Source organism: Burkholderia sp. IO2, assembly GCF_029522185.1.
In the GTDB taxonomy this organism is placed as follows: Bacteria; Pseudomonadota; Gammaproteobacteria; order Burkholderiales; family Burkholderiaceae; genus Burkholderia; species Burkholderia cenocepacia.
Genome location: NZ_JAKWFH010000109.1, coordinates 1 through 9,936, shown reverse-complemented (window position 1 = coordinate 9,936; position 9,936 = coordinate 1). Strand labels below are relative to the sequence as shown.

Genomic DNA, 9,936 nt, shown 5'->3' with positions numbered 1-9,936 from the left:
CGCGTACTTCGATCGGCTGGGTGTGCCCCGACTCTCATAACCTCAACTTCCCGAACCGCCCGGTGCGGACCCGCATGCCGGGTGGTGTGGCAGGGGTACGGCCTCATGGCCGTCCCCTATGCCGATTACGCGCGGCGTCGTCGCGACCGCTACTCCTTCGTCGGGTCGTCGATCCGGCGCCGCGTGATCGCTTCCTTCGCGCGGCCGACCCGTTCCATCAGCGCCGGCCCGCGCGACAGCGCGACGCCGACCGCGAGGATGTCGCCGATCGCGAGATGCGACATCCGCGACGTCATCGGCGAGAACACGTCGGTTTCCTCGGCGACGTTCGACGCGAGGCTGACCGTCGCGAGCTTCGCGAGCGGCGAATGGCTTTGCGTGATCGCGACGACTTTCGCGCCGCACGCGAGCGCGGAGCGCGCGGCGTCGACGATGTCGCGCGTGCGGCCGGTGTTCGAGATCGCGACGACGACGTCGTGCGGCCCGAGCAGCGCCGACGACATCGAGAACGTGTGCGGATCCGAGTACGCGACGCTCGGCACGCCGAGCCGGAAGAACTTGTGCTGGATGTCCTGCGCGGCGATGCCCGAGCCGCCGGCGCCATAGAACTCGATCCGCGACGCGTTCGACAGCAGCGCGATCGCGTCGGCGACGCTGCCCGCCGACAGGCTGTTGCGCACCTCGATCAGCGCGCCGATCGTGCGGTCGAACACCTTGCCGATGATGCCCGGCGCGGGTTCGTCGGGCTCGACGTCGCGGTACACCGACGACACGCCCGGCGCGACGCTCTGCGCGAGCCGGATCTTGAATTCGCGAAAGCCGCTGCAGCCGAGCGCCTGGCAGAAGCGCGCGATCGTCGGCTGGCTGACGCCGGCGCGGGTCGACAACTCGGTCATCGCGAGGTCGAGCACCTCGCGCGGCGCGGCGAGGATGTAGTCGGCGAGCTTGCGCTCGGACGGGCGCAGCTCGGGGCGGATCGCTTCAATGCGGGGCAGCATGGGACGGCACGTGGAAATCGGGTTCGGATGCGGGAGTGTATCGCAATCGAATTGTAGAAAATCTACATAAAAATACTAGCGATATTGCAGGAGTTTCGGCGTGGGTCGAGTAAGGTGGATTAGGGTTTTCACTGATTAAAGCCTTGCTGGTGGCGGGAATAACGGTTGCGAGGGCGCGAAACCACATTGCGTGCTTGTAGTTTTTCTACTAGACTGCCTTCGTTCGATCGACGAAGCTCGACCGTCCCCACGATTCCAACCGCCGGTGTCGGCCGGCATACAGGAGCGCCCAGCATGACGTCGCTGCACCCCACTCTGGCGAAGGTCACCGAACGCGTGATCGCCCGCAGCCAATCGACCCGTTCCGCCTATCTGCAGCGCATCGACGGCGCGCAAGGCAAGTTCCCGGCACGCGGCGCGCTGTCGTGCGCGAATCTCGCGCACGGCTTCGCGGGCCTCGAGGGTAACGACAAGTTCGCGATCAAGGCGATCCGCGAGCCGAACATCGGCATCGTGTCCTCGTACAACGAGATGCTGTCCGCGCATGCGCCGTACAAGGACTTCCCCGACATCATCAAGGCCGCCGCGCGCGAGAACGGCGGGGTCGCGCAGTTCGCGGGCGGCGTGCCGGCGATGTGCGACGGCGTCACGCAGGGCAACCCGGGGATGGAGCTGTCGCTGTTTTCGCGCGAAGCGATCGCGATGGGCACGGCGATCGCGCTCACGCACAACATGTTCGACGCGGCGCTCTGCCTCGGCATCTGCGACAAGATCGTGCCGGGCCTCCTGATCGGCGCGCTGCAGTTCGGCCACCTGCCGACGATCTTCGTGCCGGCCGGCCCGATGACGAGCGGCCTGTCGAACGACGACAAGGCGAAGATCCGCCAGCAGTTCGCGACCGGCCAGGTCGGCCGCGACGCGCTGCTCGAAGCCGAATCGGCCGCGTATCACGGCCACGGCACCTGCACGTTCTACGGCACCGCGAACAGCAACCAGATGCTGATGGAGCTGATGGGGCTGCACCTGCCGGGCTCGGCCTTCGTTCACCCGCACACGCCGCTGCGCACCGCGCTGACGGCCGAGGCCGCGCGCCGCGTACTCGACCTGACCGTCGAGCGCGGCCACTACACGCCGATCGGCCATGTGATCGACGAAAAGGCGATTGTCAACGGGATCGTCGCGCTGCTCGCGACGGGCGGCTCGACCAACCACACGCTGCACCTCGTCGCGATCGCGCGCGCGGCCGGCATCCTGATCGACTGGAACGACTTCGACGAGCTGTCGGCGGTCGTGCCGCTGCTCGCGAAGATCTACCCGAACGGCAAGGCCGACGTGAACCATTTCCACGCGGCGGGCGGTGTCGCGTTCCTGGTACGCAACCTGCTCGAAGGCGGGCTGCTGCACGAGGACGTGACGACGGTCGCCGGCAAGGGGCTGGCGCACTACACGAAGGAGCCGAAGCTGATCGACGGCAAGCTGACGTGGGTCGACGGCGCGGCCGAGAGCCACGACACGAAGGTGCTGCGCGGCATTCGCGAGCCGTTCCAGCCGGACGGCGGCCTGCGCCTGATGCAGGGCCGGCTCGGTCGCGGCGTGATCAAGATTTCGGCGGTCGCGCCCGAGCACCGCAAGGTGACGGCGCCCGCGATCGTGTTCGACTCGCAGGAAGCCGTGCAGGAAGCGTTCGATCGCGGCGAGCTGAAGCGCGATTTCGTCGCGGTGGTGCGCTTCCAGGGCGCGCGCGCCAACGGCATGCCCGAGCTGCACCGTTTGACGCCGCTGCTCGGCGTGCTGCAGGATCAGGGCTTCCACGTCGCGCTGGTCACCGACGGCCGCATGTCGGGTGCGTCGGGCAAGGTGCCGGCCGTGATCCACGTGTCGCCGGAGGCGCTGCTGGCCGGCCCGATCGGCAAGGTGAAGACGGGCGACATGCTCGTGATCGACGCGGAAGCCGGCGTGCTCGACATCGAGGTCGACGACGCCGAGTGGCACGCGCGCCCGGTCGCGCAGCCGCAGCACCAGGCCGACAACGAAGTCGGTTTCGGGCGTGAACTGTTCGGCGTGTTCCGTGCGGCGGCCGCACCGGCCGAGCAGGGCGCATCGGTTTTCGGGACGCTGGTCGGCGAAACGGCCGTCAGCGTCGCCGCATGAATTTCAAGGAGCCAATTCAATGAAGACGATTGCTGAAATCGTGAAGCTGGGCCCGGTCATTCCGGTGCTCGCCTTCGACTCGGTCGAGCAGGGCGAAAACGTGTCGCGTGCATTGCACGCGGGCGGCGTGAAGGTGCTCGAGATCACGCTGCGCACGCCGGCCGGGCTGGAAGCGATCCAGCGCGCGAGCCAGCTCGCGGACGACATCGTCGTCGGCGTCGGCACGATCACGAAGCCCGAGCACTGCGCGCAGGCGAAGCGCGCGGGCGCCACGTTCGGCGTGTCGCCGGGCCTGACGAAGGAGCTGCACCTCGCGTCGCTCGACGCGGGCCTGCCGCTGCTGCCGGGCGTGATGACGCCGAGCGACATCATCCAGGCGCTCGAATTCGGCTACGACATCGTGAAGTTCTTCCCCGCGCAGCAGGCGGGCGGCGTGCCGATGCTGCAGGCGTTCCACGGTCCGTTCCCGGCGCTGAAGTTCTGCCCGACGGGCGGCATCACGGTCGATACCGCGCCGAACTTCCTGAAACTGCCGAACGTCGTGTGCGTCGGCGGCTCGTGGCTCACGCCGAAGGCCGCGCTCGCCGCGCAGGACTGGGCCGAAGTCACGCGCCTCGCGCAAGCGGCGAGCCAGCTGCCCCGTTAATACTTGTATGAAATGAAGAATCAGCCCTCGGAAAGCGAGCGTTAGTGCTTGTTTTACCGAGGGTTTTTGCTGATGGAACCGGTTCTATCCGCGGATCGCAAAGATAAGTAAAATTCAGCGTCCTGACGGGGTGGGTACCCCCCGTGTTTCGGAGACCTGCATAGCCGGGCATACTCGCAACGACTCGCCCGGTTCGAACAATTCTAGGAGGAGTGCCACATGGGGGCCGTCCAAGGCAGCATGCTGCTCGTATTCACGCTGATCGCGATTGCCGCGCTGATCCTGATGATCGCGCGCTACAAGATCTACCCGTTCCTGGTGCTGATCATCGTCTCGCTCGGCCTCGGTCTCGTCGTCGGCATGCCGATGGACAAGATCGTCAAGTCGTTCGAAACGGGCACCGGCGGCACGCTCGGCCACATTGCGATCGTCGTCGGCCTCGGCACGATGCTCGGCAAGATGATGGCCGAATCGGGCGGCGCCGAACGGATCGCGACCACGCTGATCGACTGGTTCGGTGAAAAGAACATCCACTGGGCGATGATGTTCGTCGCGATCATCGTCGGCCTGCCGGTGTTCTTCGAAGTCGGCTTCGTGCTGCTGATCCCGATCGCGTTCAACGTCGCGAAGCGCACCGGCAAGTCGCTGCTCGTCGTCGGCCTGCCGATGGTGGCCGGCCTGTCGGTCGTGCACGGGCTGATCCCGCCGCACCCGGCCGCGCTGCTGGCCGTCCAGCAATACGGCGCCGACATCGGCAAGACGATCGCCTTCGGTCTCGTCGTCGGCGTGCCGACCGCGATCATCGCGGGCCCGCTGTTCGCGCTGACGATCTCGAAATTCGTGAAGCTGCCGGAAAACAACCCGCTCGCGTCGCAATTCGTCGATTCGAACGCGGATGGCCGCAAGCGCGAACTGCCGAGCTTCGGCATCACGCTGTTCACGATCCTGCTGCCCGTCGTGCTGATGCTCGTCGGCAGCTGGGCCGACCTGGTGTTCGCACCGAAGTCGCTGCCGAACAACCTGCTGCGCTTTGCCGGCAACTCGGACGTCGCGCTGCTGATCGCCGTGCTCGTGAGCTTCTTCACGTTCGGCAAGCTGCAGGGCTTCAACCGCGACCAGATCCAGAAGTTCTGCGGCGAGTGCCTGGCGCCGATCGCCGGGATCACGCTGATCGTCGGCGCGGGCGGCGGCTTCGGCGGTGTCCTGCGCGACAGCGGGATCTCGCAGCAGATCGTCGAGACCGCCAAGCATGCGCACCTGTCGCCGCTGCTGCTCGGCTGGTTCGTCGCGGCGCTGATGCGTCTCGCGACGGGTTCGGCGACGGTCGCGATGACGACGGCCTGCGGTATCGTCGCGCCGATCGCGGCGGCGTCGGGCGCGTCGGTCAGCCCGGAGCTGCTGGTGCTCGCGACGGGCTCGGGCTCGCTGATCTTCTCGCACGTGAACGACGGCGGGTTCTGGCTGATCAAGGAATACTTCGGGATGACGGTGGGTCAGACGTTCAAGACCTGGTCGCTGCTTGAAACCATCATCTCGGTGCTCGGTCTCAGTTTCACGTTGCTGCTGAGCATGGTTCTGTAACAAGGGGTAGTCAATGATTCTGATCGCAATGGGCGTGTCGGGCGCCGGCAAGTCGCTGATCGGCGAAATGCTGGCGGAACGCCTGTCGTGCAGCTATACCGATGGCGACGCGTTTCACAGCGCGGCGAACAAGGAAAAGATGCACCACGGTATTCCGCTGACCGATGAAGACCGCTGGCCGTGGCTGCGCACGATTCGCGCGGCCATCGAGGAAAAGCAGCACGCGGGCGAGACGGCCGTGTTCACGTGCTCGTCGCTGAAGCGGTCGTACCGCGACGTGCTGCGCGGCGCCGACACCGACGTGCGGTTCGTGTATCTGAAGGGTTCGTTCGAAGTGTTGCAGGAGCGCCTGAAGAGCCGCACCGGCCATTTCTTCGATCCGTCGCTGCTGAAGAGCCAGCTGGACACGCTCGAGGAGCCGGGCCCGGACGAGGCGATCGAGGTCAGCATCGAGCTGACGCCCGAGCAGATCGTCGATCAGGTCATGCTGAAGATCGGTCTCGCGCAGCAGCACTGAGCGCGGTCCGCGGCCATCGTCATGGAAAAGGCGCCTTCGGGCGCCTTTTTCGTTTGCGATGCGCGGGCCGGTCAGGCCGTGCGCGCGCGTTGCGCGATCCCGTCGAGCAGCACGTCGAGCATCGTGTCGTGCACGACGGCCGGATCGAGTTGCGCATAGAGCGGGGCGGCCGACTTGACGAGCGGATGCCCGGCGTCGGACAGCGCGTGCATTTCCGCGAGTTCGACGTCGTTCGCGGCACGCGTGAGGCCGCCCGTTTCGGCGGCGGCGAGGCCGATCACGCTCGCGTACCAGCCGACGCATACCGCCGGCAGCGCCGCACGCGGGATGCCGGCGTCGGTCAGCGCGCGATGCACGGCCTCGATGTGCGCGAGATCGGCCGGCCCCGTACTCATGTGCCGCTGCAGCAGCGCGAACGCGGCCGGGTAGCGCAACGCGAGTGCGCGGTACTGACGCGCGAGGTCGCGCAGCCGTTCGCGCCACGGCAGGGAAGGATCGACCGGCACGAGCGAGCGCGACAGCGCATTCGCGATCGCGCGGCTCAGGCCTTCCTTCGACTTGAAGTGATACAGCACGCTCATCGGGTCGCAGCCGACCGACTGCGCGAGCTTGCGCACGCTGAACGCGGCTTCGCCGACGTCTTCGAGCAGCGCGAGCGCGGCCGCGACGATCGCGTCCTTGTCGAGGCCGCGCGGCCCCTGGGCAGGTTTGTCTTTCATCGAGACGGGCTGGCAGGCCGGCACGGCGCCAGTTGTAAACTTGACGAAAGCTTATTCTACACTGTAGAATTATTTCTGCGGTGTAGAAATTGGGTGTCCCGGCACCTTTCAATACGTGCTTTCGCACAGTCCGGGATCCAGGCGGCACGAGCGTGCCCGCCGTCAACACGGGCCATCGCGCCCCCTTTCTCGTTGACACCCATGTGGAACCGGCTGCCCCCACCCGCGAAGCCAGCAGGCTCATCGACAGGCGGCCCAAGACCATGCAAGTGCAATCATGACGTCCAACAACAAACCCCTGATCCAGGGCGAAGCGCGTTTCGAGCAAACGCAACTGAACATCGAAAAAGACAACTGGAACTGGTGCGATCCGGCCCGCTACGACGGCGAGCATCCGGCGAACTGGTACGAAGCGTCGCTGTCGCGCCATGAAAACAGCGCGCCGCTCGCGCATGACATCGTGTGCGACGTGCTCGTGATCGGCGCGGGCTTGCTCGGCGCGTCGGCCGCGCTGCATCTCGCGCAAGCGGGCGTCGACACGATCCTCGTCGACAAGCATCACGTCGGTTCGGCCGCGTCGGGCCGCAACGGCGGCCAGCTGACGCCCGGCCTCGCGCGCTGGGAAGCCGCCGACATGATCGACCACCTGGCGCACGACGATGCGAAGCGGCTGTGGCGCTTCGCGTCGGCCGAGTCGATGGACCTGATCGACGAGATCGGCGCGCGTTACGCGCTCGATCTCGACCGCAAGCGCGGCCACGTGACGGCGGCGGTTCACCCCGGCCACATGAGCGCGCTGCTCGACGGCGCGGATGCGCGCCGTCATCTCGGCGATGCGGGCGTGACGCTCGTCGGCCGCCATCAGCTGCACGACGAATACGTGCGCTCGGGGCTGTACCACGGCGCGGCGATCGACGCGATCGGCGGGCAGATCCATCCGCTCGCGCTGGTGCGCGGCCTCGTGCACGGCTTCCGGCTGAACGGCGGCGCGCTGTACGAGGGCACCGAAGTGCTCGAGCTCGACGAGACGCCCGCGGGCGTCGTCGCGACGACGCCGGGCGGCACGATCACCGCGCGCCGCGGCGTCGTGCTCGCGCTGCACAACACGACGTTCCGGCTGCTCGACGACGGCGCGGCGACCACCGTGCCGTTCTTCACGTACGTGAGCGTGACGGCGCCGCTCGACGTCGACGTCGCGACGCTGATGCCGGCCGGGATGCCGGTGTACGACACGCAGTTCCAGATCGACTACTACCGGCCGGTACGCGGCAACCGGCTGCTGTTCGGCGGGCAGGGCACCGGCACCTGCTGGGCGCAGCCCGACGTCAACGCGTATCTGCTGACGCGGCTGAACACGGTGTTTCCGCAGCACGACGGCCGCTTCGCGCTCGACTACTGCTGGAGCGGCGTCAGCGACTTCACGCTGAACGGGGCGACCGACAGCCGCAAGACCGACGGTCGCGTGCCGATGTACATGGTGCAGGGCTGGAGCGGGCACGGCGTCGCGCAGACGGTGCGGATCGGCAAGGCGATCTGCGACGATTTCGTCGGTCGCAACGACGATTTCTCGATGCTCACGGGCATCGACCATCGCGCGATTCCGCTTGGCCGGCAGTTGTCGCCGATCGCGATTCCGGCCGCGAAGGCGGCGATGAGCGTGATGAGCGCGCTCAACCCGGGGCGGATGATTTCGTTCTGATCGTCCGACAAGCAAAAAGCCCGATGCGATTGCTCGCATCGGGCTTTTTTCGTCAGGCGGCGGTGCTTACGCGATCCGCTTCGCGAGTTCGACGGCCTTGCCGATGTACGACGCCGGCGTCATCGCGAGCAGGCGCTCCTTCGCATCCTGCGGGATCGCCAGCGTGCCGACGAATTCCTGCAGCGCCTCGCGCGTGATGCCCTTGCCGCGCGTCAGTTCCTTCAGCTGCTCGTACGGGTTCTCGATGCCGTAGCGGCGCATCACCGTCTGCACCGGCTCGGCGAGCACTTCCCAACAGTTGTCGAGATCTTCGTTCAGGCGCTGCGGGTTCACTTCGAGCTTGTCGAGGCCGCGGATCAGCGAGTCGTACGCGAGCAGCGAGTAGCCGAGCGCGACGCCCATGTTGCGCAGCACCGTCGAGTCGGTCAGGTCGCGCTGCCAGCGCGACACCGGCAGCTTGTCGGCGAGGTGGCGCAGCGTCGCGTTCGCGAGGCCGAGGTTGCCTTCCGAGTTCTCGAAGTCGATCGGGTTGACCTTGTGCGGCATCGTCGACGAGCCGATTTCGCCGGCTTTCGTCTTCTGCTTGAAGTAGCCGACCGAGATGTAGCCCCACACGTCGCGGTCGAGGTCGAGCAGGATCGTGTTCGCGCGGGCGACCGCGTCGAACAGTTCGGCCATGTAGTCGTGCGGCTCGATCTGGATCGTGTACGGGTTGAACGTGAGCTTCAGGCGGTTTTCGATCACGTCGCGCGAGAACGCTTCCCAGTCGAATTCCGGATACGCCGACAGGTGCGCGTTGAAGTTGCCGACCGCGCCGTTCATCTTGCCGAGGATCTCGACCTTCTCGATGCGCGTGATCGCGCGGGCGAGGCGGGCCGCGACGTTCGCGAGTTCCTTGCCGAGCGTCGTCGGGCTGGCCGGCTGGCCGTGCGTGCGCGACAGCATCGGCTGTTCGGCGTGGGCGTGCGCGAGCGCGACGAGGCGCTGGTAGACCGTGCGCAGCGCCGGCAGGATCACGTGTTCGCGCGCGCCGGCGAGCATCATCCCGTGCGACGTGTTGTTGATGTCCTCGGACGTGCACGCGAAGTGGATGAATTCGCTCGCCTTCTCGAGTTCGGCCTGGCCCTTCACCGATTCCTTCAGCCAGTATTCGACGGCCTTCACGTCGTGATTCGTCACGCGCTCGATTTCCTTGATGCGCGCGGCGTCGTGCGCGGTGAAGCGCTCGGCGAGCTGCAGCAGGAACTGTTCCGACGCATCGGAGAAGCGCGGGACTTCCGCGAAGCCGGCGCGCGACAGCGCGATCAGCCAGTGCACCTCGACGGTGACGCGGTGGCGCATGAAAGCGGCTTCGGAGAGCCAGTCGCGCAGCGCTTCGGTCTTGCTGGCGTAGCGGCCGTCGATGGGCGAGAGCGCGGTGAGGGCGAAAAGCGTATCGGGACGAGTGTCGGACATGATCGGGCGGGCCTTGGGGCCGGGTCGAGCGAGGGGAAGGAGAATCCGGCATTTTACCATTGGCGCGGGCCGATCCCGGCCGAACCGGTCCGGCCGCGGTGGCCGCGGGCGCGCGACGCCCGGGCGGCGCCGCAGCGACGCGCGAATGGCCGGCCGGCGGGCGCCCGCGC

Annotated in this window: 8 protein-coding genes; 5 read left to right on the top strand and 3 right to left on the bottom strand. The window is 66.9% G+C overall.

What is annotated here, in order from left to right; translation table 11 throughout:
• Window positions 1-149 precede the first annotated feature (149 nt).
• Window positions 150-998, bottom strand: a complete 849-nt coding sequence (locus MMB92_RS34510) for a MurR/RpiR family transcriptional regulator (RefSeq protein ID WP_006483414.1) — start codon at window positions 996-998, stop codon at window positions 150-152.
• A gap of 294 nt (window positions 999-1,292) precedes the next feature.
• Here MMB92_RS34510 and edd point away from each other — a divergent pair, with 294 nt between their 5' ends.
• From edd to MMB92_RS34490, 4 genes are all read left to right on the top strand, one after another.
• Window positions 1,293-3,149, top strand: a complete 1,857-nt coding sequence (gene edd, locus MMB92_RS34505; RefSeq protein WP_059721660.1) for a phosphogluconate dehydratase — start codon at window positions 1,293-1,295, stop codon at window positions 3,147-3,149.
• 19 nt (window positions 3,150-3,168) lie between these two features.
• Window positions 3,169-3,795 carry a bifunctional 4-hydroxy-2-oxoglutarate aldolase/2-dehydro-3-deoxy-phosphogluconate aldolase gene (eda, locus tag MMB92_RS34500; RefSeq protein ID WP_006483410.1) on the top strand — a complete coding sequence of 209 codons (627 nt, stop codon included), beginning with the start codon at window positions 3,169-3,171 and terminating at the stop codon, window positions 3,793-3,795.
• Window positions 3,796-4,014: 219 nt separating this feature from the next.
• Window positions 4,015-5,376 carry a GntP family permease gene (locus MMB92_RS34495; protein WP_006483417.1) on the top strand — a complete coding sequence of 454 codons (1,362 nt, stop codon included), beginning with the start codon at window positions 4,015-4,017 and terminating at the stop codon, window positions 5,374-5,376.
• Between the two features lie 13 nt (window positions 5,377-5,389).
• Window positions 5,390-5,893: a gluconokinase gene (locus MMB92_RS34490; protein WP_059721659.1), complete on the top strand. Its 504-nt coding sequence runs from the start codon at window positions 5,390-5,392 to the stop codon at window positions 5,891-5,893.
• Between the two features lie 71 nt (window positions 5,894-5,964).
• Here the strand turns inward: MMB92_RS34490 and MMB92_RS34485 are convergent, their stop codons facing one another.
• The gene (locus tag MMB92_RS34485) at window positions 5,965-6,612 is read right to left on the bottom strand and encodes a TetR/AcrR family transcriptional regulator C-terminal domain-containing protein (protein WP_006483411.1); all 648 of its coding nucleotides are present in this window, start codon (window positions 6,610-6,612) and stop codon (window positions 5,965-5,967) included.
• 277 nt (window positions 6,613-6,889) lie between these two features.
• Here MMB92_RS34485 and MMB92_RS34480 point away from each other — a divergent pair, with 277 nt between their 5' ends.
• Window positions 6,890-8,311 (top strand): FAD-dependent oxidoreductase, encoded by a 1,422-nt coding sequence (locus tag MMB92_RS34480; RefSeq protein ID WP_048989326.1) that lies wholly within the window; start codon window positions 6,890-6,892, stop codon window positions 8,309-8,311.
• Window positions 8,312-8,377: 66 nt separating this feature from the next.
• Here the strand turns inward: MMB92_RS34480 and purB are convergent, their stop codons facing one another.
• A complete protein-coding gene (purB, locus tag MMB92_RS34475) occupies window positions 8,378-9,766 on the bottom strand; it encodes an adenylosuccinate lyase (RefSeq protein WP_006483408.1) in 1,389 nt (462 codons plus the stop codon).
• Window positions 9,767-9,936 lie beyond the last annotated feature (170 nt).

What these genes read in the sequence shown, in the direction of transcription:
- MMB92_RS34490 (WP_059721659.1), top strand. Translation starts at nt 5,390, where the DNA reads ATGATTCTGATCGCAATGGGCGTGTCGGGCGCCGGCAAGTCGCTGATC.
- eda (WP_006483410.1), top strand. Translation starts at nt 3,169, where the DNA reads ATGAAGACGATTGCTGAAATCGTGAAGCTGGGCCCGGTCATTCCGGTG.
- MMB92_RS34480 (WP_048989326.1), top strand. Translation starts at nt 6,890, where the DNA reads ATGACGTCCAACAACAAACCCCTGATCCAGGGCGAAGCGCGTTTCGAG.
- MMB92_RS34510 (WP_006483414.1), bottom strand. Translation starts at nt 998, where the DNA reads ATGCTGCCCCGCATTGAAGCGATCCGCCCCGAGCTGCGCCCGTCCGAG.
- MMB92_RS34485 (WP_006483411.1), bottom strand. Translation starts at nt 6,612, where the DNA reads ATGAAAGACAAACCTGCCCAGGGGCCGCGCGGCCTCGACAAGGACGCG.
- edd (WP_059721660.1), top strand. Translation starts at nt 1,293, where the DNA reads ATGACGTCGCTGCACCCCACTCTGGCGAAGGTCACCGAACGCGTGATC.
- MMB92_RS34495 (WP_006483417.1), top strand. Translation starts at nt 4,015, where the DNA reads ATGGGGGCCGTCCAAGGCAGCATGCTGCTCGTATTCACGCTGATCGCG.
- purB (WP_006483408.1), bottom strand. Translation starts at nt 9,766, where the DNA reads ATGTCCGACACTCGTCCCGATACGCTTTTCGCCCTCACCGCGCTCTCG.